The 23,873-nt window shown below is 42.6% G+C and carries 23 protein-coding genes and 1 other RNA gene; 5 read left to right on the plus strand and 19 right to left on the minus strand.

The window, feature by feature from the left end:
- Position 1: 1 nt before the first annotated feature.
- The 12 genes from K1J09_RS07280 to K1J09_RS07335 form a co-directional block, all read right to left on the minus strand.
- A complete protein-coding gene (locus tag K1J09_RS07280) occupies positions 2 to 937 on the minus strand; it encodes a hypothetical protein (protein WP_223323711.1) in 936 nt (311 codons plus the stop codon).
- Positions 938 to 1,016: 79 nt separating this feature from the next.
- Positions 1,017 to 1,874, minus strand: a complete 858-nt coding sequence (locus tag K1J09_RS07285; protein WP_002902109.1) for a hypothetical protein — start codon at positions 1,872 to 1,874, stop codon at positions 1,017 to 1,019.
- A 322-nt stretch (positions 1,875 to 2,196) separates the two neighbouring features.
- On the minus strand, positions 2,197 to 2,577 hold the full coding sequence (locus K1J09_RS07290) for a PTS glucitol/sorbitol transporter subunit IIA (protein ID WP_002902105.1): 381 nt from the start codon (positions 2,575 to 2,577) through the stop codon (positions 2,197 to 2,199).
- A 98-nt stretch (positions 2,578 to 2,675) separates the two neighbouring features.
- Positions 2,676 to 3,656, minus strand: a complete 981-nt coding sequence (gene srlE, locus K1J09_RS07295) for a PTS glucitol/sorbitol transporter subunit IIB (protein ID WP_009660130.1) — start codon at positions 3,654 to 3,656, stop codon at positions 2,676 to 2,678.
- A gap of 16 nt (positions 3,657 to 3,672) precedes the next feature.
- Positions 3,673 to 4,215 (minus strand): PTS glucitol/sorbitol transporter subunit IIC, encoded by a 543-nt coding sequence (gene srlA / locus K1J09_RS07300; RefSeq protein WP_002893982.1) that lies wholly within the window; start codon positions 4,213 to 4,215, stop codon positions 3,673 to 3,675.
- Complete coding sequence (locus K1J09_RS07305; RefSeq protein ID WP_002902102.1) at positions 4,212 to 4,709, minus strand: transcriptional regulator GutM; 498 nt, start codon at positions 4,707 to 4,709, stop codon at positions 4,212 to 4,214. The genes srlA and K1J09_RS07305 overlap by 4 nt, the downstream gene beginning before the upstream one ends.
- Positions 4,709 to 6,535, minus strand: coding sequence for a BglG family transcription antiterminator (locus tag K1J09_RS07310; RefSeq protein WP_002902101.1), 1,827 nt, complete (start codon positions 6,533 to 6,535; stop codon positions 4,709 to 4,711). The genes K1J09_RS07305 and K1J09_RS07310 overlap by 1 nt, the downstream gene beginning before the upstream one ends.
- A 62-nt stretch (positions 6,536 to 6,597) precedes the next feature.
- Positions 6,598 to 7,398, minus strand: coding sequence for an SDR family oxidoreductase (locus K1J09_RS07315; RefSeq protein ID WP_002902100.1), 801 nt, complete (start codon positions 7,396 to 7,398; stop codon positions 6,598 to 6,600).
- 184 nt (positions 7,399 to 7,582) lie between these two features.
- A complete protein-coding gene (locus K1J09_RS07320; RefSeq protein ID WP_002902099.1) occupies positions 7,583 to 8,932 on the minus strand; it encodes a glucose-6-phosphate isomerase in 1,350 nt (449 codons plus the stop codon).
- 298 nt (positions 8,933 to 9,230) lie between these two features.
- Positions 9,231 to 9,329, minus strand: an RNA gene (gene ffs / locus K1J09_RS07325) — signal recognition particle sRNA small type.
- A 28-nt stretch (positions 9,330 to 9,357) separates the two neighbouring features.
- Complete coding sequence (tadA, locus tag K1J09_RS07330; protein WP_002902098.1) at positions 9,358 to 9,828, minus strand: tRNA adenosine(34) deaminase TadA; 471 nt, start codon at positions 9,826 to 9,828, stop codon at positions 9,358 to 9,360.
- A gap of 244 nt (positions 9,829 to 10,072) precedes the next feature.
- Positions 10,073 to 11,365, minus strand: coding sequence for an adenylosuccinate synthase (locus K1J09_RS07335; protein WP_223323713.1), 1,293 nt, complete (start codon positions 11,363 to 11,365; stop codon positions 10,073 to 10,075).
- A gap of 297 nt (positions 11,366 to 11,662) precedes the next feature.
- On the opposite strand from K1J09_RS07335, the gene gshAB reads away from it, so the two are divergent.
- The 3 genes from gshAB to K1J09_RS07350 all read left to right on the plus strand — a co-directional run bounded on the left by gshAB (position 11,663) and on the right by K1J09_RS07350 (position 16,277).
- Positions 11,663 to 13,915 carry a bifunctional glutamate--cysteine ligase GshA/glutathione synthetase GshB gene (gshAB, locus tag K1J09_RS07340; RefSeq protein WP_223323714.1) on the plus strand — a complete coding sequence of 751 codons (2,253 nt, stop codon included), beginning with the start codon at positions 11,663 to 11,665 and terminating at the stop codon, positions 13,913 to 13,915.
- Between the two features lie 235 nt (positions 13,916 to 14,150).
- Positions 14,151 to 14,996, plus strand: a complete 846-nt coding sequence (locus tag K1J09_RS07345; protein WP_002899214.1) for a membrane protein — start codon at positions 14,151 to 14,153, stop codon at positions 14,994 to 14,996.
- 24 nt (positions 14,997 to 15,020) lie between these two features.
- Positions 15,021 to 16,277, plus strand: a complete 1,257-nt coding sequence (locus K1J09_RS07350; RefSeq protein ID WP_002907849.1) for a toxic anion resistance protein — start codon at positions 15,021 to 15,023, stop codon at positions 16,275 to 16,277.
- A gap of 76 nt (positions 16,278 to 16,353) precedes the next feature.
- On the opposite strand, the gene K1J09_RS07355 is transcribed toward K1J09_RS07350, so the two are convergent.
- Positions 16,354 to 17,172 (minus strand): ADP-ribosylglycohydrolase family protein, encoded by an 819-nt coding sequence (locus K1J09_RS07355; protein ID WP_223323715.1) that lies wholly within the window; start codon positions 17,170 to 17,172, stop codon positions 16,354 to 16,356.
- 111 nt (positions 17,173 to 17,283) lie between these two features.
- Here K1J09_RS07355 and hslO point away from each other — a divergent pair, with 111 nt between their 5' ends.
- Positions 17,284 to 18,156, plus strand: coding sequence for an Hsp33 family molecular chaperone HslO (gene hslO, locus K1J09_RS07360; protein ID WP_032910575.1), 873 nt, complete (start codon positions 17,284 to 17,286; stop codon positions 18,154 to 18,156).
- Entirely contained in the window at positions 18,143 to 19,120 is a 978-nt protein-coding gene (gene dusB, locus K1J09_RS07365; protein WP_223323717.1) for a tRNA dihydrouridine synthase DusB, read from the plus strand. Before hslO ends, dusB begins: the two co-directional genes overlap by 14 nt.
- 40 nt (positions 19,121 to 19,160) lie before the next feature.
- Here the strand turns inward: dusB and K1J09_RS07370 are convergent, their stop codons facing one another.
- From K1J09_RS07370 to K1J09_RS07395, 6 genes are all read right to left on the minus strand, one after another.
- Positions 19,161 to 19,910, minus strand: a complete 750-nt coding sequence (locus tag K1J09_RS07370) for a DUF6287 domain-containing protein (RefSeq protein WP_223323718.1) — start codon at positions 19,908 to 19,910, stop codon at positions 19,161 to 19,163.
- Between the two features lie 160 nt (positions 19,911 to 20,070).
- Positions 20,071 to 20,859 (minus strand): NUDIX domain-containing protein, encoded by a 789-nt coding sequence (locus K1J09_RS07375; protein ID WP_223323719.1) that lies wholly within the window; start codon positions 20,857 to 20,859, stop codon positions 20,071 to 20,073.
- Between the two features lie 54 nt (positions 20,860 to 20,913).
- Entirely contained in the window at positions 20,914 to 21,729 is an 816-nt protein-coding gene (pnuC, locus tag K1J09_RS07380; protein ID WP_223323720.1) for a nicotinamide riboside transporter PnuC, read from the minus strand.
- A 21-nt stretch (positions 21,730 to 21,750) separates the two neighbouring features.
- Entirely contained in the window at positions 21,751 to 22,809 is a 1,059-nt protein-coding gene (locus K1J09_RS07385; RefSeq protein ID WP_002916672.1) for an AAA family ATPase, read from the minus strand.
- Positions 22,810 to 22,995: 186 nt separating this feature from the next.
- Positions 22,996 to 23,397, minus strand: coding sequence for a DUF4430 domain-containing protein (locus K1J09_RS07390; protein ID WP_002905510.1), 402 nt, complete (start codon positions 23,395 to 23,397; stop codon positions 22,996 to 22,998).
- Positions 23,381 to 23,866, minus strand: coding sequence for a hypothetical protein (locus K1J09_RS07395; protein ID WP_002916673.1), 486 nt, complete (start codon positions 23,864 to 23,866; stop codon positions 23,381 to 23,383). The genes K1J09_RS07390 and K1J09_RS07395 overlap by 17 nt, the downstream gene beginning before the upstream one ends.
- Positions 23,867 to 23,873: the final 7 nt, after the last annotated feature.

A 23,873-nucleotide genomic window follows, 5' to 3' on the forward strand; every position in this document is an offset into this window, starting at 1 on the left:
TTTATTTATTGGCAGTAGTGGACAAAAGATAGTTTCCGTCCTCCTGCTGAACGAAGAACAACCTATAAGTACCATCATTAGGAGCGTCATAAGCCGCCTCCATAATGGTTTGACTAGTATCCTCACTAAAATCTTCATCTACACGAATATAGATACTCCTCGGACTGCCATATTCCTTAAAAACTTCCTTATAGGAAATGCCGTCCTTACCAGTCTTTGCATCGCCTTTTTTCAGTTTTTCAAAGTAATCAGCCGCCATCGCTTCGTCCTCAGCATTATGCTTGCTTCCTTCAAAGCGAATATTGTAGATATGAAGGCTATTCAGATAGAAACCATCTTTTTTCTTCTCGAAATGCAGAGAAGCGGTTTGATCTGTATAATAAATCGGCCACTCTTCCTCATCATCAGAAGTTTGAAACGTTCCCCACTCTAAATCCAGACTCTTGCTAGAGATCTCCTCTTTTAAGGCCTTGCCATGCTTATCGAGAATATCTTCCACAGAAGTACCATTCGTATCTGTCTGAATAGTATTGAACCGTAACTCTGACAAACTATCAATATCCCACTTGAATTCAGTAGTATCTGGGTCAATGTACTGATCTGATTGATCTCTCTTTGATGCTCCGGCATCAGCCAAAGGATGCAGCACAGGATATTCCCCTTTGATAACATCCGCTACTCCCATTCTATAGCCCCAGATTCCCCCTCCGATTAGTCCAAGACCAAGAGAGAGCAAGGCTCCGCCTATCAGGATTCCTTTCCAAGATTTATTCTTGGCCAAAGGTGGGGTTGGTCCCTGCGGACTGAAAACATGGCCTTGCTGAGATTGAAAATGTCGCGGAATTCCTTCTTCTGGCCGAACATTCTTTGACGATTCAAAAGAATGCTGTGATTGCTGTTCTGTCAATCTTCTTTCCTCTTTCTTGTTTATTTCCAATAGTTTTATCAGTTCTCTTTTAATAACGAAATGCTTTGAAAGCAGTCAGTCACAAAAGATAAACTAAATAACTAAAAACTTACATTTCCTCTGACTTTATATATAAGAAATTTCCATCTGGCTGGCCTACAAACAATAGGTATTCATAACCATCTTCTGTTTTATAAGTTACCTCAGCAATCAGACGGTTGGAGATAATCTTATTATCTACGTCACGTTCGGTTGCGATGACAATTTCTGACGGAACAGGATGCTTCTTCAGGACCTCTGATAAAGCTATTCCTCCTTCACCCGTTTCCTTGTCTCCTTCTTTCAAACGTTCAAGGTCTTTGGGAGATAATACGCTCCAATCTGTCGTTTCCTTCCCTTTTCTATATTCTTTAAAAGAATCTCCAACTACCACTTGTCTCAGATAGTAGTTCTGGTCAACTTTATCAAATTGAAAAGAAATATTTTGCTCCTTATCCCTGACAGAAGGGCCCCATCGGAGTAACAGACGATTACGATCATATTCTGCTGAACTAGCCAAGCCATAAGTTTCAACGATTTGATCAGCCGTCAGGCCTAATCCCTCATCATTTGTATAGCTCAACCGTCCCAAGTCTTTCAAAGTCCAATTAAACTGAACCGACTGCCCGTCTGTAGTAAAGCTGTAACTCTTGTCTTTAGCTTCTTCCTGAGCCTTACTCAGACGCTTAATCCTTTGTATATCCTTATTTGTCTGCGCCTGCTTGCCGATAAAATAAGCTGAACCGCTACCAATCAAAAGACCAATTATAAGAGCAAAAACTGAAAGTCCTATGACTTTTCCGATATTGCCTTTCTTATCAGGTAATTCTTGCGACTGAAGCTGCTGGAAATTCCCTTGCATTGGCTGGCTAGTTTGATTTTCTTGCCAAGCCCCTTGCACTTGACCTTGTCCATCTTTATCTGACATGGTTTTCTCCTTATAAATTTTGTTGATTTGTCATATTGCGAAAATATTGAAAAATAATGACAAATTTTACAATATTATAACATAAATTATTCTTCCAATCAAAAAGGGAGTGGGAAAGAACTTCAAACAAGTTAAAAAGTTCGTCTTCCCACCCCCGCACAGTTGATCAGGCAATCTTTGGGGCTTAAAAAGCGAAGGAAGATGCCAATCAACCACTGCGTCATCTATTTTTTCTAATTTAGACCCAAAAGCCTGGACTTTTGCCCAGGCTCTGAATCAAGTTTTTAGACTCTTATTTTTCTAGTATTCTTATTTAGATATTTTATCCTACTTGAGCTACTTCAAAAATCTGAATGGTAGAGCCTTTTTCAATTACTACTGCTTGGTCTGCTGCGACATGGAGTGTACCAGGAAGGCTCCCCTCTTTTGAACCATCAAAAGAAATCGTGATATGGCCCAGTCCAGTTAAATTTTTTTCTACTACATTTCCCACGGAACTAATCGAATATTCCTGATTATCTACCACCAGCTTGCCGCCTTCTAGTATTGAACCTAGCAGATTTTTGTTATCAATCTTAAAACAATACTCTGCTAAATCTTCCGGTGCTTCTTCTCCAAATAAAATGAGCATATTGGCATCTTGAATCATATTCTGAGCTTCAGGCCCTACTTGAATTACTTTAGCTTCAAAAATTTTCTTCATCTAATTCCTATTTATCCTTTCTCTAATTTGTCTTAAACTTATGCTTATAGATAAGTTTAACATAATAGTTGCTCTGTTTACGTGCATCTATCAAAGGTCTATTGATAAAGACCAATACTAGCTATCCAAGCTACTAGCACCCGCGGAACACCATTGAGAAAGCGTGAATAAAGCACAGAAGGGACACCAACCTCAACTGTTTCAGACTTGGCTTCAGATAGACCGAGTGCTACAGGAATGAAATCACAACCGTTTTGAGTGTTGATAGCAAATATAGCTGGCAGAGCCATTTGGGGCGGAATATTCCCTTTTCCGATTTCGACTCCAATTAAGGTTCCGATAATCTGACTGATAACAGCTCCGGGGCCTAACAAAGGAGATAGGAATGGCAAGGAACAGATAAAGCCAATCAAAATGAGTCCCCAGATGTTCCCCGCTAGGGGAACCATTAATTTTGCCAGCCAATTTCCAACACCTGAACCTTGAATAACCCCAATCAGCAAGGAAACAAAGGCCATGAAAGGAATGATTGTGTTGAGCATTGTTTGGATGGCTTCACGAGCAGCCTGGTTGAAAGTCGCAACGACCTTCCCAGCGCCCATCCCAATTCTTGCTACAATACTTGTTTCAGCTTTTTGCTCTGTAATTTTTTTACTAGTATCGTAAGTTGGCTTTTCTGTTACCACAGTTGTCGCTTTTTCGTCTTCATTAGCAGCAGAAATTTGATTAAGGCCAACTGCTGACACATAGATTTCCTCGGTGATATATTGTGCTAGAGGGCCACTTTTCCCTGTAGCGACAATATTGATTGTAGGGATCCCCTTTTTAGGATAAATACCGCAGCGAAGAGTACCGCCGCAATCCACGATTGCTAAAGCAATTTCCTCATCAGGGATAGAAGTTTTAAACCCGTTAACAGCTTCCATACCGGTCAAATCAGCAATTTTATCTACAATATCTGGCTTTTCTCCGCCGCCAGTGATATAGATAAATTTATGCTTAGCCTCACTAGGTGTAATGACCAAAGGGCCTCCGAAACCACCATTTCCTTTAACAACTTTTATACTCTTATATGACATAATTTCACTCTTTCTATCAATCAAATGTTTTACTCAAGGTAACACCTTGCTGTTTTGCAACATAGGCAGTCGTAAAATCTGTTACCCATCCACCAACAAAGTTCATGATAATTCCTACAAGCATGTAACGGATTGCCAGGTCCATCTGACTTAAACCTAAAGTTTGAATTCCTGTCGCAATTCCCATCCATACAAACAATTCCCCAGGATTGATATGTGGGAATACACCATTTGAAGTATGGCAGAACTGCATCTGAGCTGCTACAAAACTAGGTTTATAATATTCTGGCAAGAAGCGTCCCATACTGATCGCCATCGGATTCCCCAGCATAAAGGCTGAAATGAAAGGTAAAATCATATAACGGCTAACAGGATTTTTGGCAGAAATCTTAGCCAAGGAATTGACCTTTTCTTCTCCCAAGAAAGCGATAAGGGTATTCATTGCAATCAATAGCATTAAGACAAGCGGTACAATATTTGTCATCCAGCTAATAAAGGTTTCTCCACCTAATTGGAAGAGTTTCATAAAACTCTCTGCAAATTTTGTAATGTGATTCATAAGGAACTCCTTTTCTTATTTTTTTTAAATAACTGTTTAATAGATAATTGTAAGTAATTCGTATAAAAGCCGAATCCCAGAAAAGAATCAGAAGAACTTGTCTCTTTCTCAATACCTGCCTCATGCCAAAGATAGACTTTTCTAGCATCTTCTATGACTGATTGCATCAACTTATTTTCTTTTCTCACAAGAGGATTATACTTGTCAAAATAATGGATGTCTTCTCCGACATAATCATCCATATTTTGAAAACGCGCTAAGATTGTTACTCCTTGCATTTTGCTAGCTTTAAGAACCCGACCGTTTTCATCAACCGCGAACATGACAATCGTACCGGATTTTATTCTTCCGGACTTCCTGCCAATCGCTACGCGCCCCAGTTTTCGGAGCATCGTATAGGTCTTATTGAAGTCTTTGAGTTGCTGCCAGCCGAGGAACATTTGAAATATATAAGCTGCCATGACAAACACAGCGAAAATTATTAGCGAATTCATTAAAATACTCCTTTGCTCTTAGAAAATGATAGAAACTCTGTCTCTGTTTCTACAGCCCTCAATGCTTCTTTTAGAGAAGGCTCTCCTGCAATTCGAAAAATATCGTCATACAATTCCAGCAATTCACTTTCCATTTTTCTTTCAATTTCTGAGGGTATGGCGACTAGAAAGATAAATTCAATCCATTCATCTCCTTTTTGATAAGGCTCTTCTAGTTTTCCGAACATTAAAATAGTCTTTGCATAACCCTGGTTAATTGTATGGGGGAAGGCAATTCCTCCACCAAAAATGGTTGATTGCTTTTTCTCCCTATCAATTATCCGATTTCTAAAACCTTCATCAATCATCTGAAGTTTCTCTAACTCTGCAACCATATTTAGCAAGTATTGCTGATAGGTTTTTTGGGGGCTCAACCGAAGAAAACGTAAGCTGACTGTTTCTAGATTTTTTTGATGAAAAGCATTGGCCCTCTGCCATTCTTCCTGCAGCCATTGATCATCAAAAAGATGATTAACTTGAATGACTGGAGATTTAGAATCTTTATATTTTAGAGGAACTGTCGTAAAAATCGCGAAATAGTCCTGATTCAAATCCACATTAAAATCCTCTTCAGAATACTGAGTAATGTCTACATCATTTCCAAGGACTCGTCTGAGTTGCTGAATAATCATCGTAGCAGTTCCTCTTCCTGTTGTGCAAACTACAGCTATCTGCTTGCGAGAACCCTTTACAGCAGAATTTTGCTTTCTTAAAATCATTTCAAAATACAAAGCCAGATATCCGATTTCAGATAATTCCAATTCAGAACCAAAAATTGCAGATAGTTCTTCTCCAGCTATTTTTGCCATTTCAAAAGCAAAAGGATATTGAGTTTGAACCTCGCCATGAAATATATCATTAGCTTGCACATGGAAAATCAGTCGATTGATTAAGGGGCCTAGATGAGATTTGATTTCTTCAAATAATTCTTCATCATCAAAGTGAACCAACATTGTTTCTTTGACTTTCTTGACAATCCCTTGAAAAATCTTTGCAAGCTGTTCAGATTGATAAGATGTCTTGCTTAAAGTGTCAATAAAACGGACATTAAACGGAAAACACAAAAAGTCTATCTCAAACTGACTGAGGGAAATCTTATAAGTCATTTCAATATGATAGATTAATTTCTCAGCTAAAGGTGTCTCTGTTAAATCATTCCTATAGTAAGGAATAGGACAATTCAACACTCTAGATGTATGAATACGCTCCACCATAATTGAAATGGTCTTTCGAAGGAGTTCCTGTGTTTCTTTAGGGATTTTATAGTCCTGGACTAGCGTCTCCAGAAAAGAAGATGTTGCCTCAGTGAGTGTCCTTCCTTCAAAGTAAGGAGCCACTTGGTGAATATAGAGCAAGCGCAAATTCAGCTCGCTCCCCAAGACCTCCAGCCCACGGTTGGGCTTTCCTGAAATAGTGATAGAGTAACTCTCTGCCAAAGATTTTACTTGTTTTAAATCCTTATTAAGGGTACTTCTACTAACACCTACTTCCTCAGCCAAGTCGTCAATAAGAAGAGGGGAGGTTGACTCAATTAAACGTTTTAGCAAATAGGCAATTCTTTTACTGGAAGAATTGAAGTCACTCTCCTGTTTTAAACTACCAGATAAAATCCTTTCCAACTCTGTATAGTCATACACTTCTAACATTAACTGATCATCTTGTGCGATAATCTGGATATTAGGAGCCAAAACATCATTTAATTGTTGGATACTCTTTTGCAAGGTTTGCAAGCTAATATCCAGTTCTGAGCGCATATCTACCAAGGAATAAGTTGGCTGCGAGACCATTTTATCTAAAATATTATACCACCGATTTACTAAGGTCAACTCTCTTCCCTACCTTCATTGTTTTAACCGCGAGTTTTACCTCCGGCAATATTTGTAGTGACACCTGTTATATAGCTAGAACGGTCTGAAATATAGAACGCTACAAGATCAGCTACTTCCCGTAGTTTCCCACTCCGTCCCAATGGAGTCGTTGAAGTTGAAGCATAACCAGCTCGAATATCTTCTACCGTCTTTCCACGGGTATAAGCAAGAGCTTCCTCGTAAGAAAGAGTTCGAAGACCCGTAGCTTCCATAATTCCTGGAGCAATTCCAACCACACGTACACCATGTTTCCCAAGCTCTTTCGCCCATGAACGAGTATAACTATAGACTGCCGCTTTCGTTGCAGCATAGGCACTTTGTCCTTCAGAACCTTCCAAGCCTGCTTCTGAAGCCATGTTCACAATTACACCTTTCCCATTTTTCACTAAAATACGTCCTACTGCCTGACTAACCAGATACAAACCTTTTTGATTAATCATTGTTACTTTTTCGAACGTCTCATCGTCCAACTCGTAAGGACCTTTAGGATTTTCTGCATCGATTAATAATCTAGGGACATTAATCCCCGCATTGTTGACTACCGCATCAATATTGCCAAATCTTTCAACTATTTTGGCAACACCCTCTTCTACTTCAGAGCGAGAAGTTACATCAACTTTTACAAATAATAGATTCGGGTGACGCAAATCGTTGTCGCTAAGATCAAAATTCGCTACATTGACTCCTAATTCCAACAATTCTTCGACGATTGCCTTACCGATCCCAGATGACGCACCCGTCACAAGAACTGTTTTGCCTTTAATGTCTAACCAATCATTCATTTTGATACCTCTCAAATTTTATTTACAAGGCAATTATACAGCGCTTTCATAAAAGAATTAAGACACTCTTTTTTTCACTGTTCAAAAAAATAATAAACTAATTAAGAGGCTTGTACTAAAAAATCCACAAGAAATGAACTTGTGGATCTTTTTATATTCTAAATGAACTCAAAGCATATGAGAATCAAAGGCGTGCATTCAACTCAGCACCCAGCTCTTCAAAGCCTGGTTTCCCAAGAAGAGCAAACATGTTTTTCTTATAAGCCTCAACTCCTGGCTGGTCAAATGGATTGATACCATTCAGGTAGCCAGAAAGAGCAATAGCTAACTCAAAGAAGTAAATAGTATAGCCCAAAGTGAACTCATCTTGCTCAGGCAGGGTCACAAACATATTTGGCACTCCGCCGTCTGTGTGAGCTAACAGCACTCCATCTGTTGCTTTCTTATTGACAAAGTCAACATCTTTTCCTTGCAGATAGCCAAGGCCATCCAAGTCTTCTGCTAATTCAGGAATCAACACATTTTTGCGAGGCTTATCTACACGAATAACTGTTTCAAAGAGGATACGAGTTCCTTCTTGAATAAATTGCCCCAAAGAGTGCAGGTCTGTTGAGAAGTTGGCTGAAGTTGGGTAGATACCTTTTTGGTCTTTACCTTCTGACTCACCAGCCAATTGCTTCCACCATTCTGAGAAGTATTGCAAAGATGGTTCGTAGTTAGCTAGAACTTCTGTCAGATAACCTTTACGGTACAAGATATTGCGTACAACTGCATATTGATATGCTTCATTTTCAGCCAACTTATCAGAAGCATAAGCCTTGCGAGCAGCATTTGCTCCTTCCATCAACTTGCTGATATCAGCCCCTGCAGCTGCGATTGGCAAGAGTCCCACTGCTGTCAATACTGTAAAACGACCACCTACACTATCAGGCACTACAAAAGTATCCCAGCCATTAGCATCTGCTTCAACCTTAACTGCACCTTTAGCGCGGTCTGTAGTTGCATAAATCCGTTTATTTGCTTCTTCCTGACCATACTTCTTAACCAAGAGTTCTTTGAAGACACGGAAAGCAATAGCAGGCTCTGTTGTTGTTCCTGACTTAGAAATAACATTGACAGAGAAATCTTTGTCTGATACATAGTCTACCAAATCAGCCAAATAGCTTGAAGAGATAGAGTTTCCAGCATAGAGGATCTGAGGTGCCTCGCGTTCTTCTTTGCTTTGCAAGTTTACAAATGAATTATTCAAGAAATCAATAGCTGCACGAGCTCCTAAATAGGAACCACCAATACCGATTACGATCAATACCTCACTATCAGATTGGATTTTAGCAGCAGCCTTTTGAATACGAGCAAATTCATCTTTGTCATATTCTTCAGGCAAGTTCAACCAGCCAGTCATTTCTGCCCCAGGACCTGTACCATTTCGCAGAGCAGAATCTGCTGCAGTCACTTGAGGCTGCATATAATCTAGTTCATGTGGTGCTACAAATTTATCTAATACCTTTGAGTAGTCAAATTTAATATGTGTCATGTTTATCCTCCAATTGTTCTTTTCTTTTATGATAACGCTTTAAGAAAAAATAAGCAAGTGCTTTTACTATTTTAAAACGTTTACATTTTTTATTATATACTATTTTTCTAAATAAGCTAATCCTAGGACATGACTGAGAGCAATCGTTTGCATTTATCTTATGAAAACAGGGTTAGCTATTGCCATTTCTTCCGAATAAATTCTTTATAACGTTTTACTAAAAATAAAAAAGACCAGCATGTAAATTCAACTGCGTCAATGTCTCTAAACTCATCTTCCTCCTTCGGAGTTGATTCGTTAAGAGCAATAGAAAAGAGCACACAGCTTACTTCGCTTAGGGCTGCTGGATTCCTCCCCTGACCCGCTTCACGCAAAACTGTTGCTCCACTAATTAGTATAACACAAACTTTTGATTTTGGCTAATTTTATTTTTTCCTTCTCTGTCTGAAAAATTCCTGCATAATTTGAGCGCACTCTTCTTGGAGAACACCTGTCTCCACTTCTACTCGATGATTCAGACGCTCATCTGTCAAAATATCATAAAGGCTGCCAGCTGCTCCAAATTTCTGATTTGCTGCTCCATAGACAACGTGAGGAATGCGCGCTAGACCGATCGCTCCGCTGCACATGACACAAGGCTCGATGGTCACAAAAAGCGTTGTATCAAGCAAGCGCCAGCTATTTTCGTGCCGATTCGCCTCTTCGATAGCCATTATTTCCGCATGCATAACAGCCCGCTGCAGCTCCTCACGTGCATTGTGACCGCGGCCGATAATCTTTCCCTCTTTAACCAAGACACAGCCGATGGGAATTTCATCATAAGCTAGGGCAATCTCCGCCTCCTTCAAAGCTTCCCGCATAAATGCTTCTTTTTCTTCAATCGTATAATTCATCATTATCTTTCTAAATCTCTAGTCGTCTATCCCATTATACCACAAGCCTGCCGCACTTCTCAGAAAAAGTAAAAGCCACCACTAGGGTGACTTTCAGGAGATTATTATGAAAAAAGTTTAGGATTTTTAAACAAAGTTAGGAGGTCTTTGTTTATGCTGTTAGTATAAAATATATATCTTAAATGAGTCTTAATATGAAATTTTCTTACAAAAAAGCACAAGAAGCAATTTCCTTGTGCTGACTTTTTTATAAATTTGACCAGACGCTTTCCAAGATGTTTGTCTGCTCGCGGCCAGGACCGACTGAGAAGGTAGAAATACGAACACCAACCAACTCACTCACTCGGCGAACATAGTTGCGGGCATTTTCTGGCAAGTCTTCCAGACTGCGAACACCTGTGATGTCCTCTGACCAGCCTGGCAGCTCTTCGTAAATCGGCTTGCAGCGCTTGAGCTGTTCTAGGCTAGCTGGATAATGGTCAATTCGCTGACCATCCAAGTCATAGGCTACACAGATCTTGACGGTATCCAGACCGCTCAATACATCGATGGAGTTAAGCGAAAGATTGGTAATCCCTGACACACGGCGGCTATGGCGCATAACAACCGAATCAAACCAGCCTACCCGACGCGGACGGCCAGTGGTGGTGCCATATTCGTGGCCGATATCACGAATGCGGTCACCAACTTCATCGAAAAGCTCTGTTGGGAATGGTCCATCTCCAACCCGACTGGTGTAGGCCTTGCAGACACCGACTACCTTGTCAATCTTGCTCGGACCAACACCGGAACCAATAGTCACTCCCCCCGCAACTGGGTTAGATGAAGTTACAAATGGATAAGTACCTTGGTCAATATCCAGCATAACCCCTTGAGCCCCTTCAAAGAGCACTCGCTTGCCCTGATCCAGCGCATCGTTGAGGATAACAGAAATATCGGTCACATACTGCTTGATTTGCTGGCCATATTCATAATATTCTTCAAAAATATCATCAAAGCTGATTGCTATACTATCGTACAATTTCTCAAAGAGGCGGTTTTTCTCAGCTAGATTCCGCTCCAAGCGCTCTCTGAAAATATCTTTATCCAAAAGGTCAGCAATGCGGATACCGACACGAGCAGCCTTGTCCATATAGGCAGGGCCGATTCCCTTGATTGTCGTCCCGATTTTATTGTCACCTTTTGCTTCTTCCTGCAGACGATCCAACTCGATATGGTAAGGCAGGATGACATGCGCTCGATCAGAGATACGAAGGTTGTCTGTCGTCACACCCTCTTCATGCAGATAGTTCAATTCTTTGACCAGAGATTTAGGATTAACCACCATTCCATTTCCTATAACAGAGATTTTTTCTGGGAAGAAAATCCCTGACGGAATCAGGTGCAGCTTGTACTTCTTGCCATCAATCACGATGGTATGGCCGGCATTGTCACCACCCTGATAGCGGGCAATCACTTCGGCATTGGCTGAAAGGAAGTCTGTAATCTTCCCTTTTCCTTCATCTCCCCACTGGGTTCCTACAACAACTACTGATGTCATAATTTTGTCTGAGCTGAAGCAGCTCTTCCTTTCTTGAAAAGCAGGCAGGAATCTCACCTGCGATTATATTTTATACCTCATTATATGAAAAATTTAACAATTTTTCAAGATGGGACCCATTCTTGATTTGCTTTTTCCCTTTTGAAAACGAATTAAATTTTCACAAAATCTGTATTTTCTGAAATTTAGCAGTTTATTAAAAATAAAAGTTCGGAATTTTTGTAAAATCGTAGCGGAAATTTGTTTTCTTTTTCCGTTTGTAATAGACTAAAATTACTACCATAGGACGGTGAAACGATGACGATTAATCAATTACTGCAGAAACTGGATACAGCAAGCCCTATTCTCCAAGCGACCTTTGGTCTGGAGAGGGAAAATCTGCGGGTGACAACTGACGGACACTTAGCTCAAACTGCTCATCCGAGTCAGCTTGGTTCCCGCAATTTCCACCCGACCATCCAAACAGACTTCAGCGAGCAACAACTGGAACTAATTACACCTATTGCTCACTCGACTAAGGAAGCACGGCGCTTACTGGGAGCTATCAGCGATGTGGCAGGCCGCTCGATTGACCAGAGTGAACGCCTCTGGCCTCTGTCCATGCCACCGCAGCTGACTGAAGAAGAGATTGTCATCGCCCGCCTGGAAAACGAATACGAACGCCACTATCGAGAGGGGTTAGCGAAAAAATATGGCAAAAAACTACAGGCCATCTCCGGCATCCACTACAACATGGAGCTAGGAAAAGATCTGGTCACTGCTCTCTTTCAGGTCAGCTCCCACCATTCACTCAAGGACTTTAAAAATGACCTCTATCTCAAGCTGGCTCGAAACTTTCTGCGTTTCCGCTGGATTTTAACCTATCTCTACGGGGCAGCCCCTTTGGCAGAAGCTGGTTTCTACAGTCAGGACATTTCCCAGCCTATCCGCTCTTTTCGTAACAGCGACTATGGCTATGTCAATGAAGAGAATATTCAAGTATCCTACGCTTCTTTGGAGCAATATGTAACCGATATTGAAAACTACGTTCAGTCAGGCGAGCTCAGTGCTGAAAAAGAATTTTACTCAGCCGTTCGCTTCCGTGGACAGAAGCACAATCGTGCCTATCTGGAGCAGGGTATCACCTATCTGGAATTTCGCTGCTTTGACCTCAATCCCTTTGACCATTTAGGCATTAGCCAAGAGACCTTAGATACTGTCCATTTCTTTTTACTGAGCCTGCTCTGGCTAGATGATGTAGAAAATGTTGATGTAGTATTAAAAGCTGCCCATGACTTGAACCAAAAAATTGCTTGCAGCCACCCGCTGACTGCCCTGCCAGATGAGGCAGACAGCTCAGCAATTCTCCAAGCCATGGAAGAGCTCATCCAGCATTTTGAACTGCCAACTTACTACCAAAACTTGCTTGAGCAGCTTAAGGAGGCACTACTAAATCCTCAGCTAACCCTATCTGGTCAGCTCCTGCCTCATATTCAGCAGGATTCCTTAATAGCCTTTGGACTAGAAAAAGCAGAGGAGTATCACAGCTACGATTGGACAGCTCCTTATGCCCTCAAAGGCTATGAAAATATGGAATTATCCACTCAGATGCTGCTCTTTGATGCTATTCAGAAGGGGCTGAATGTCGACATCTTAGATGAAAACGATCAATTTCTCAAGCTTTGGCATGGTCACCATGTGGAGTATGTCAAGAATGGCAATATGACCTCCAAGGATAACTATGTCATCCCTCTGGCCATGGCCAATAAAACGGTCACTAAAAAGATTTTGGCTGCAGCTGATTTTCCCGTTCCGGCTGGAGCAGAATTTTCTTCCCTAGAGGATGGACTGGCCTACTACCCTTTGATTAAGGACCGACAAATTGTCGTCAAACCTAAGTCAACCAACTTCGGACTGGGCATCTCTATCTTCCAAGAACCAGCTAGCCTGGAATCTTATCGCAAGGCTTTAGAGATTGCCTTTTCAGAAGACGCTGCCGTCTTGGTGGAGGAATTCATCGCTGGAACGGAGTACCGCTTCTTTGTCTTAGACGGTCAGTGTGAGGCAGTTCTCTTGCGAGTGGCGGCCAATGTCGTAGGAGACGGTCGGCATACCGTGAGAGAATTGGTTGCCATCAAAAATGACAATCCTCTGCGGGGCAGAGATCATCGTTCACCACTCGAAATCATTGAACTGGGGGTCATTGAACTACTCATGCTGGACCAGCAAGGCTATGGACCAGATGATATCCTGCCTGCTGGAGTCAAGGTTGACTTGCGGCGCAATTCCAACATTTCTACTGGCGGAGACTCGATTGATGTCACAAACAGCATGCACCCATCTTATAAGGAACTCGCTGCGGACATGGCAAAGGCTATGGGAGCTTGGGCTTGTGGCGTTGACCTTATCATCCCTGACAGCTCTGCTATTTCCACAAAGGAAAATCCCAACTGTACCTGCATCGAGCTCAACTTCAACCCCTCTATGTATATGCACACCTATTGTGCTGAGGGGCCGGGACAAAGCATCACCCCTAAAATACTTGCCAAACTTTTCCCAGAAATGGACTGATAAAACATGAATCGCAGGGAATGCCCTGCGATTTTTGTTTGAATATTTGAGAGAAACGAAGAAACTTTCGTTTTAGAAATGACGCTTGCTTTATTGATAGGAATCAAATGTCTTTTTGAATTAAGCAAATATAAAAAATGGTCTCAATATATAAAATCATTTCAATCTTTATCCTTCAAAAACCAGCTTTTATGTTAAAATAGAGATATCACATTGAGAAGAAAGAGCAAAGTCCATGTCGAGAAAAAAGGATGATTCTAACCAGCAACCAGAATGGTTTAGCTGGATTTGGATACTTGTATTTGTATTTGGTTCTGGAGCTGTAGCCAGCTATCTAATTCCCATAGCTATTCTGGGGGCTATCGGTTACGGAATCTATCGCCACCAAAGCCAGAAAAAAGTTCGGATTGAAGCAAAGCAAGCCAGCATTGGCCGTATTGAAGATTTGAAATCAGAAATTGGTCAGGCTGACCGCCGCATAAAAAAATTGGAAGCCTACCAAGAAGATGGGGACCAAGAAAGCTATCAGAATTTAGCTCTAGAAATTCTTCCCCAGCTAACCTATATCAAAAATGCTGCTAACGACCTACGAGGAGAAATTCCTGCTTCAGTCTACCAGCGGATCCAGACCAAAATTCGTACCGTAACCGATGAAATTGATGAACAACTGAGAAAGATTGAACGAGAGAAAAAACGAAAAGAAGCTCAGCCTAAGAAAACTAGTCTAGAAGAGCTAGCCCCAGAATTGGTCGCTACGGTTCGCAATATTCAGATTGACCATGAGGCCATTCTTCAAAAAATCTCTCAATCCGAAAGCAATAATAAGGAAGAGCTGACTGCCATTCATCAGTCCCAGATGGAGCACTACGAAGATATTTTAGAAGGTTACCTCAAAATCAAAGCTTCACCCAAAGATTTTTACAATGCAGAGGAGCGGCTAGCCAAGGCCAAAGCAGCTATAGAGCAGTTTGACTTGGACCTAGACGAAGCGCTGCGCCAATTAAATGAAGCTGATTTGAGGGACTTTGACATTAGCCTGCGCATCTTAGATAAAGAAAAGCACACAGACACCGGCTTTTAAGCTAGATAAACCAAAGGAGAAACTATGAGCCAAGAATTTAATTTTGATATTGATAAAATTGCCAATAATGCTATCAGCAAAAGCGACAAAACAACAGAAATCATCGAAGCCAACACGACTCAAGAAAATGGTCAGCTAACTTTTCTGGAAAAGCTGACTCCTGAGCAACAGAGTGCGATTACGGCTAAAGCTCCGCAGCTGGTGGATAACTTCGTATCAGACCAAAATGCCTTGCTAGACTTTGGCCAATCTGCTGTAGAAGAGGTCAACGGTACTGTCAATCGTATCTTAGCCGAGCAGAAAAAATTACAAATTCCCCAGGTAGATGAGCTTTTAAAAAATACCAACAAAGAACTCAATGGCTTTGTCGCAAAATACAAGGATGCTCAAGTAGCGGAACTGGACAAAAAGCCTAATTTCCTGGAAAAACTCTTCAAACAGAGCAAAAACACCCTTCAAGAATTCTATTTCGACTCACAAAATATTGAGCAGAAAATGGACGGCATGGCTGCCACCGTCGTCAAGCAAGAGGATGTTCTGGCTCGCAATATTGTTTCTGCTGAAATGCTGATCGAGGACAATACCAAATCGATTGAAAACCTAGTCGGAGTTATTTCCTTTATCGAAGCTGCTCAGCAAGAATCTGGCAATCGAGCGCTCAAACTGCAGGCTGAAGTCGCTCAGTTAGATATGACAACCGTTGACTACCAAGTAAAATCGCAAGAATTAGCCCGAATGACAGAGGTGGTCAATACCTTAGAGCAGCAACATACTGAATATGTCAGCCGCCTCTATGTGGCTTGGGCGACGACTCCTCAAATGCGTAATCTGGTCAAGGTTTCCTCTGATATGCGCCAAAAACTTGGAATGCTCCGCCGCAATACCATTCCAACTATGAAACTGTCTATCGCTCAGTTAGGCATTCTCCAGCAATCCATGAAGTCTGGTCAGGTAGCTGACGCCATCTCTAATGCGAATAACGCTGCCCTGCAAATGCTCGCCGAAACGAGCAAGGAAGTCATTCCTCAACTGGAGCGGATTTCCCAAAGCCCTACTATCGCTGTTGAATCTGTCACTAAGCTGGCAGAAAGCCTCGTCGCACAAAATCAAGGCATTATCGAAGCCATTGATAAAGGACGAGAAAAACGCGCTCTGCTAGAAGCCACTGTTATCCAATCTGCAGAGACCATCAACAACTCTGTCAAACTGCGTGATCAAAAGATTATCCAAGCCCTGTTGGACCAAGGCAAGGAAGCCCAGAAAGAATTAACTACAGAATAAACAAAAGAGCCTAGATGGCTCTTTTACTGTTTTACTTTTTTAATGATCAATACAGTCCTGTCTTCCGATTATCCCTTTAAAACAAGCAGCTTTCCAGCAGTTCTTTATTGCGCAACTGGGCTAACCAGTTATCAGGAATCCCTTCCAAACCATAGATGATACCAGCCAAGCCGCCAGCAACTGCTGCTACTGTATCAGTGTCATCGCCCAAATTAACAGCTTTCAGGACAGTTTCCGGATAAGAAGTGCTAGTCAGCAGACACCACAGCGCTGCTTCTAAGGTATCCACCACATAGCCAGTAGAGCGAATGTCATCTTCGGTCAGCTCTGCTAAAGTTTGCAAACGAGCATAGGTCGTACTAGTCTCTAAGCCTGATAGTATTTCCGATAGTTGCTGGCCTTTTAAGAGCCTACGAGCAATATCCACATAAAGCTGGCAGGCCTCCACAGAAGTCGCATGGGCATGAGTAATACGGGAAACAGCCTCAACGTCAGATGGACCGGCTTCCGTAAAGGCAAGGGGCAGAATCCGCATCAAAGAACCATTTCCATTGGAATATTCATCAGATAGACCTTGTCCTCTTGTCAAAGCTTCGCGAGTCGCATTTCCTACATCAAAGGTCAATCCATCTGGTGTGTAAGTTCCCTCGAAGAGCCAATGTTTAAACCGCTGCTGAATATCATTAGGAACAATCTTACCTTTTTCCCTAATAGAATCACAGGTCGCCAAAACAAGGCTGGTATCATCTGACCAAGTTCCAGCAGGTTGCTGATGGCTGCCATAGCCCACCATCTCAACCGCTTCAAAACTGCCACGGGTCAAGAATTCATACGGAACTCCTAATGCATCAGCTACCGCCAAACCATAGACTGCCGCTTTCAAAGATTGGTTCATACTAGCCTCCTTTGTTTTATTATACTATTTTTAGTCTTAAAATGCTTCCTAACCCCAAAAAACAAGCGCAGTCGCGCGCTTGTTTTTCTTTTTTGTGTTAAAATAAAAGGTATGGACAAAATTATCAAAACTATCTCAGAAAATGGTTCTTTCCGCGCGTATGTGCTGGATAGCACAGAGACGGTTCGGACCGCTCAAGAAAAACATCAGACTCAAGCAAGTTCCACTGTTGCACTTGGCCGCACACTGATTGCCAGTCAGATTTTAGCTGCAAATGAAAAAGGCCAGACCAAGATTACCGTCAAGGTTCTCGGGACCAGCTCACTAGGCGCGATTATCACAGTGGCAGATACCGAGGGCAATGTCAAAGGCTATGTGCAAAATCCCGGTGTAGATATCAAAAAGACAGCTACCGGCGAAGTTCTGGTTGGTCCTTTTGTTGGCCAAGGAGAATTCCTCGTCATCACGGATTATGGTACGGGCAATCCTTACAACTCCATGACTCCTCTCATCTCTGGAGAAATCGGCGAAGACCTAGCCTTCTACCTGACCGAAAGCCAGCAGACACCTTCTGCAGTTGGCCTCAATGTCCTCTTGGATGAGAATGATAAAGTCAAGGTTGCTGGCGGTTTCTTGGTACAAGTTCTGCCTGGTGCTAAGGAAGCCGAAATCGCCCGCTTTGAGAAACGAATCCAAGAAATGCCTGCTATCTCAAAACTGCTAGAATCAGATAACCATATCGAAGCTCTGCTTGCTGCCATCTATGGTGATGAGCCATACAAACGCCTGTCTGAAGAGGAAATCCGCTTCCAGTGTGACTGCAGCAAAGAGCGCTTTATGAATGCCTTGGCTACTCTGCCAAAGGCTGACTTAGAAGAAATGCGTGACCAAGACCAAGGAGCTGAAATCGTCTGCCAATTCTGCCAAACAGCCTATCACTTTGACCAAAATGACCTGGAGGAACTGATTCGTGACAAATCTTAATACCCCTTTTATGATTGGGAAAGTCGAAATTCCCAACCGTACGGTTCTAGCACCTATGGCCGGCGTAACCAACTCTGCTTTTCGGACCATTGCCAAAGAGCTGGGAGCAGGCTTGGTCGTCATGGAAATGGTCTCTGACAAGGGCATCCAGTATAACAACGAGAAAACCCTCCATATGCTCCATATTGATGAGGGAGAAAATCCCGTTTCTATCCAGCTTTTCGGTAGCGACGAGGACAGTTTGGCGCGCGCAGCGGAATTTATCCAAGAAAACACCAAGACGGATATCGTCGATATCAATATGGGCTGCCCGGTCAATAAAATCGTTAAAAACGAAGCCGGAGCTAAATGGCTCAAGGATCCTGAGAAAATCTATAAAATCATCAACAAGGTCCAGTCAGTGCTAGATATTCCCCTGACAGTTAAGATGCGGACTGGCTGGTCTGACAGCTCACTAGCTGTAGAAAATGCTCTAGCAGCCGAAGCCGCTGGAGTCTCAGCCCTGGCTATGCACGGCCGTACCCGTGAGCAAATGTATACTGGTCATGCTGACCTTGAGACCTTGCACGACGTAGCCCATGCTCTGACCAAGATTCCTTTCATCGCTAACGGTGATATCCGTAGTGTGCATGATGCTAAACAGCGTATCGAGGAAGTCGGTGCCGATGCCGTCATGGTAGGTCGAGCAGCTATGGGAAATCCTTATCTCTTTAACCAAATTAACCACTACTTTGAAACCGGCGAAGTTCTTCCAGACCTCAGCTTTGAGGACAAGATGAAAATCGCCCACGACCACCTCTCCCGCTTGGTAAATCTCAAAGGAGAATATGTGGCCATCCGCGAATTCCGTGGTCTAGCTCCGCATTATTTGCGTGGTACTGCCGGAGCAGCCAAGCTCCGCGGTGCTATTTCACAAGCTGAAAGTCTGGCTGAAATTGAAGAACTCTTACAAATTCAAAAATAAAAACAAAAGGAAGCCAATGGGACTTCCTTTTTTGTTCTGTTTAGGGCTGAGTCACCACAACGCTTGTTACTGAGCCGTCTGCTCCTGTTGTAATCTGCAGATTGGCATTACCTTGCCCGCTTAACTGCGCATTGTATTTGCCATCATCCAGCGTATAAGAGTAGGAAGCAATGGAATAATTATCTGTCTTTCCATCTGCAGACTGGACAGTGAATTGGCCATTACCTGATACGGTCACAGTATTTCCATTGGCATCCTTCCAAGTTCCAGCAGCGGCTGAGAAATCCCCATCCACCATAGTCAAGACACCTTTATAGCGAGCATTGCTGGCTGCCTGCTTATTCTGAAGCTGGCGATTGCTTTCGGGAGCTTGGGCTGGTTGAATTGCTTGACTCTGAGTGTTTTGTCGACCTGAAGCTTGCTGTGGCTGCGTTTGTTGGGCTTGAGGCGCTTCTACAGTAGACTGTTGCTGACTGGCAGGAGCTTGGGCTTGTCCAGGCTGGCTAACTGCTCCTTCTGAAGAAGCGCTATTGCTAACCTTAGGAGAAGCGCGGACCTTACTGGATGACGCAGCTTTTGAGCTAGAGGAAGTCTGAACAGTCTTGCTAGAACTAGCACTTGTTGCACTTTCTTCTTTCTTACCACATGCCCCTAAAAGCAAACTAGAAGCCAGAACTGCAGCCGCCATCATTTTTGTATAAGTACCTGTTTTCATCTTTTGTCTCCTTGTAATATTTAGAAATCTTTTTGTAATATTATTGTAACACTGTAAATTTACTATGTCAATCATTTATGCAAGATTCTTCAAAAAATTTTTTACTCAAGCGAAGTTTTGTTTCTCAATCTGCTTCTTTTGTCATGAGAAACTTGCTCCTACTTATCTATTCGTAATTAAAAACGAAAAAACAGGACAAATTTGTCCTGCAAAGAAATATATGATCAGCTTTCTTTTAATCTGATTTTTCTGCCTTCAGCCGATACACTTTTCTCGGCTTCTTCTTTGGCACGCGCTTAACGCCTGCCTCCTCTAGGTATTCTCCAAATTTCACTAAAAAATTATTGCTGACAATAGGTCGTCTAGGCGTGATGAGATTGACCAGCTCAGTCCCTTCATAGACAGTAAACGGTGATTCCAGCAGATGGAGAAAAGTTGGATTCCAGTCCAGTCTTCCCTGAATCCGCTTGATAGATTCCAGTAAGATTTGGTAGTGGTCAAAGGCAAAGTCCTCTGCTGTCAGGAGCCGCTCACCGTCTCTAAAACTCCTTGTCTTAAAATCTACATCAAGAAAGGTGACTTCCTTGGCATCATCCCCAGCTTGTGCTTGGTCTACTGCTATGGCCGGCAGATAGACCAGATGGGCAATGGTGATGACCCAACCGCGCGGATCACGCCCTGGAGTAGATACCGTCATCAGCTGTTCCACCTTTTCCAGCGGTATCTCCAGCCCCACCTCTTCCTTGACTTCCCGAATGCAGGCCTGATAGGCATCCTCATGCTTGTCTACAAAACCTCCTACCAAAGCATATTTATTTTGATAAGGGTGAGCCTTACGCTTGATGACCAAGAGTTTTATCTGACCTTCTACGAAGCAGTAGGCCACTATATCCGCTGTTACACTAGGCGTTTCATACTTAGGTAAATCCTGTGTCTTGTACCATGCCAAAAAGGCGGACTCATCCGCCATGGTTTCATAGTACTCTTTTTCCGACATTCCCGCTGGGATATCCTGTTTGGTCATGAGTTTCTTCCTTTCCTAAGCTATTTTTTCTATCAAAAAATCTCAAATCTTAGTCTAAGCTTTCTTCACCGCCTTGGTCCACTGATACCATCCGACGATACTATTAAGGGTATAGACCCAGTACATAGCCTGGATATGAAGGTTACTACCCCACCAAAGATAGATACTGAAGAGATTGGTCGCAATCCAGAAAATCCACTGCTCGCGATAGAGACCAGTCATGAGAAGCTGACCGATACCATTGGTCGCATCTGTCACGCTATCACGGAAAGGCCGGTGACTGTGAATGCTCTTATAAGCAAAGCCCATACCAATCCAAATCAAGGCAGTCAAGGCCAAATATTTAAGCCAGCCACGCCAGTCTAACTTCTTAGCTTCAAAATGAGATGGCTCTTCCTTATCTTGTTCATTGACCCGGTTGGACAGCCAAGTATAAAGGCCGATTGGCTGCATGATAAAGAAGTAGACCGTAGTCAGCACTTCTCCATAAAAGCTAGCCTGAAAAGACAATAGGAGGTAAATTGCCGAATTAACCGCTCCAAATAGGTAATTGCTGGCCCGCCCCTCGGCTACTAGAATAACGCAGACGATGCCAGTCCAGGAAGCAAAGAGACCCAGCCAGTCATGCTGCTCCTGACCACTGGTGAACTCCAGAATGAAAGGCAGACTGGAAAGAGCAATCAAGTAGAGCCATTGAGCCAAGCTGCGCCCGCCAAATAAATCCTGCCAGAACAATTTCGCTATGCCGCTAAAACCTTGTTTTTTAGCTGCCGCACAGACATTGCGGAAATTCTGAACAAAGGTTTGAGATTTTTGTTTTAGTCCTGCGGAGAGAGCTGCAAGAGAGAGTTTTTGTTTTTTTACTACCATTCTATTTTACCACTTTCTTTTTTAATCCGCTTGATAAATCATGTCGATCGCTTCTTTGGCCGCCTGATAATTGTCCAAATAACTGCCAGCCAGATAGACAGTCGGAATATGAGCCAAGCACTGCTCTTTCAGCTTTTTCAGATAGCTGGAAAAATCACTGCGTATAGCCTCGTCTGCCATACTCATATCGCGAAAGCCATCGTTGACATAGGCCCCAACCGGCTCAGCAAAGAGAATCAAATCCCATTTTTCCTTAGACAAAATGCTTGCAAAGAGATTGTCAAAGGTATCTGTCTCTTCATCCTGAACCGGACTTTCTTTCAGATAGTAATCATAGTAAGCCTTGGTTACCAGAGAATTTGTATCAGCCACGACCAGACCACGGTTGGCGCTGCTGTCAATCAAGCGGGAAGTCTGAGCATATTGTCCTAAGAGCAGATAATAGTAGTCTTTAGGAGTCAGCTCATCGTCTCGCACGTTATTTTGAATCTGGTATTCTCGAGCATATTCTAGACTAACTGGAGCATCATAGTAACGAGCCAAATCCTTAGCCAAGGTTGTTTTCCCATTGCTGGCGCTTCCCATAATCAGCACTTTCTTAGTAAAGTGACGACGGAAAGGTTGGGCGATATATTTCCAGTAACGACTAGGATTTTCCCGAATCATCGTAGCTGAGATACCAAACTGGCGCTCTTCCAAACAGGTTTCAAAACCACGCTTTACCAGCTCCGCTTGATAGTCTGATTCTCCGACAAAGAAAATCAACTCCTCGCGTTCTGCATCATAGCCCACCAACTCCAATAAACCTGGCAACCACTTGTCCCAACCCATAGGGTAACGAGGAAAAGAAGTTTCATCTAGCTTATAAACCTGGGTCAGCTCATCATCAGCAAAAGTCTCCCGCGTATAGCGGAATCGCTTCTGCAGAGACAGACCCACTTCCTGCCCACGGTCTCCCTGATAACCAGAAACCACCACGCGTACCTTGTCGTAAGAACGCTTAGCTTTCTGAATCAAATCGATATGCCCCTGATGCAAGGGAGCAAAGGTTCCAAATACGATTGCAATTTTTTCTTTCATAGCTCTATCCTTTTTATTGTTTTTTATATTTTGTTCTTTCTATGTTTTTATTATAAACTATATTTTCTTTTTGTCAATAGTTTTTTATAAAATTTTATAAAAATATTTTAAGACACTTTAAAACTGTATCTAATGCACAAAAAAAGAACCTAATGCCTTGAGCATCAGATTCTTTTTACAAAAGATTTATTGCTGATAGACTTCTTGGTAGAATTCCAGCTTGTCTCCATCCTTGACAGTGATTTGATTGGCTGCCTTAGGAGCCATTTCTCCGTTGACCTTAAACATCCAGTAGAGACCCTTTGCTTCATCCTGAGCATGACCGTCAATAGAAGTGATAAAACCATCTTTTTCTTCGACCTTATAGGCCTTCTTCAAAGCATCCATAGCTGTCTTTCCTTCTGCAACAGCCACCGTTTTCTCGCTCTTCTCCTGACCTTCTGGTGCAATACTGATGCTAATTTTCAGTTCCTTTTTGACAGAAGAATCAGCAGAGCTAGAGCTCTTGTCAGTATTGGTCTGACTGCTGCCGCAACCAACAAGGAGAAGGGCAAAAGCAAGTGTGAGCAAACTAAAGATTTTTTTCATTATAGAGCCTCCTTAAAATAGGGTACAAGAGTGGGTAAAAAAACAAGGTCGACAGTCCGTGCGCTATATTGAAGGTCAAAGCGTTGATAATCGCATAAGACCACCAGTGATAGTTGTAAAGCAAGGCTGTCAGTGTATCGATGGCAATGCCATAGCCAAAGGATAGGAGAGCTGCTGCTATTCCCTGTCCCACTAGATTTAAGCGAGGATAGAGCAGTCGCCAAAGGCAAAGAATCAGTCCAAAGGACAGCAACTGAAAGAGGACAATCGGACTCATTCCCAAAAGAAATGCTGATGTAAACATCGTCACAGCCATCACTAGGAGTGAAGTCTGCAAATTCTCAAAGATAACTATCAGGAAAAAGATAGCTGAAATAGGCTGCACATTGGGCAAAAAGGAAAATGCATAGCGAAAGGCCACACATAGAGCCGATAGGATGGCAATTTTAGCCATTTTACGAGCGGACAAAGGTACC

Origin of the sequence: Streptococcus sanguinis (assembly GCF_019928825.1) — a bacterium.
Lineage (GTDB): Bacteria > Bacillota > Bacilli > Lactobacillales > Streptococcaceae > Streptococcus > Streptococcus sanguinis_L.

Excerpts from the sequence above, each read along its gene's own strand:
- K1J09_RS07285 (WP_002902109.1), bottom strand. The coding sequence starts at position 1,874 with ATGTCAGATAAAGATGGACAAGGTCAAGTGCAAGGGGCTTGGCAAGAA.
- K1J09_RS07290 (WP_002902105.1), bottom strand. The coding sequence starts at position 2,577 with ATGAAGAAAATTTTTGAAGCTAAAGTAATTCAAGTAGGGCCTGAAGCT.
- srlE (WP_009660130.1), bottom strand. The coding sequence starts at position 3,656 with ATGTCATATAAGAGTATAAAAGTTGTTAAAGGAAATGGTGGTTTCGGA.
- srlA (WP_002893982.1), bottom strand. The coding sequence starts at position 4,215 with ATGAATCACATTACAAAATTTGCAGAGAGTTTTATGAAACTCTTCCAA.
- K1J09_RS07305 (WP_002902102.1), bottom strand. The coding sequence starts at position 4,709 with ATGAATTCGCTAATAATTTTCGCTGTGTTTGTCATGGCAGCTTATATA.
- K1J09_RS07310 (WP_002902101.1), bottom strand. The coding sequence starts at position 6,535 with ATGGTCTCGCAGCCAACTTATTCCTTGGTAGATATGCGCTCAGAACTG.
- K1J09_RS07315 (WP_002902100.1), bottom strand. The coding sequence starts at position 7,398 with ATGAATGATTGGTTAGACATTAAAGGCAAAACAGTTCTTGTGACGGGT.
- K1J09_RS07320 (WP_002902099.1), bottom strand. The coding sequence starts at position 8,932 with ATGACACATATTAAATTTGACTACTCAAAGGTATTAGATAAATTTGTA.
- tadA (WP_002902098.1), bottom strand. The coding sequence starts at position 9,828 with ATGATGAATTATACGATTGAAGAAAAAGAAGCATTTATGCGGGAAGCT.
- K1J09_RS07335 (WP_223323713.1), bottom strand. The coding sequence starts at position 11,365 with ATGACATCAGTAGTTGTTGTAGGAACCCAGTGGGGAGATGAAGGAAAA.
- gshAB (WP_223323714.1), top strand. The coding sequence starts at position 11,663 with ATGACGATTAATCAATTACTGCAGAAACTGGATACAGCAAGCCCTATT.
- K1J09_RS07345 (WP_002899214.1), top strand. The coding sequence starts at position 14,151 with ATGTCGAGAAAAAAGGATGATTCTAACCAGCAACCAGAATGGTTTAGC.
- K1J09_RS07350 (WP_002907849.1), top strand. The coding sequence starts at position 15,021 with ATGAGCCAAGAATTTAATTTTGATATTGATAAAATTGCCAATAATGCT.
- K1J09_RS07355 (WP_223323715.1), bottom strand. The coding sequence starts at position 17,172 with ATGAACCAATCTTTGAAAGCGGCAGTCTATGGTTTGGCGGTAGCTGAT.
- hslO (WP_032910575.1), top strand. The coding sequence starts at position 17,284 with ATGGACAAAATTATCAAAACTATCTCAGAAAATGGTTCTTTCCGCGCG.
- K1J09_RS07370 (WP_223323718.1), bottom strand. The coding sequence starts at position 19,910 with ATGATTGACATAGTAAATTTACAGTGTTACAATAATATTACAAAAAGA.
- K1J09_RS07375 (WP_223323719.1), bottom strand. The coding sequence starts at position 20,859 with ATGACCAAACAGGATATCCCAGCGGGAATGTCGGAAAAAGAGTACTAT.
- pnuC (WP_223323720.1), bottom strand. The coding sequence starts at position 21,729 with ATGGTAGTAAAAAAACAAAAACTCTCTCTTGCAGCTCTCTCCGCAGGA.
- K1J09_RS07385 (WP_002916672.1), bottom strand. The coding sequence starts at position 22,809 with ATGAAAGAAAAAATTGCAATCGTATTTGGAACCTTTGCTCCCTTGCAT.
- K1J09_RS07390 (WP_002905510.1), bottom strand. The coding sequence starts at position 23,397 with ATGAAAAAAATCTTTAGTTTGCTCACACTTGCTTTTGCCCTTCTCCTT.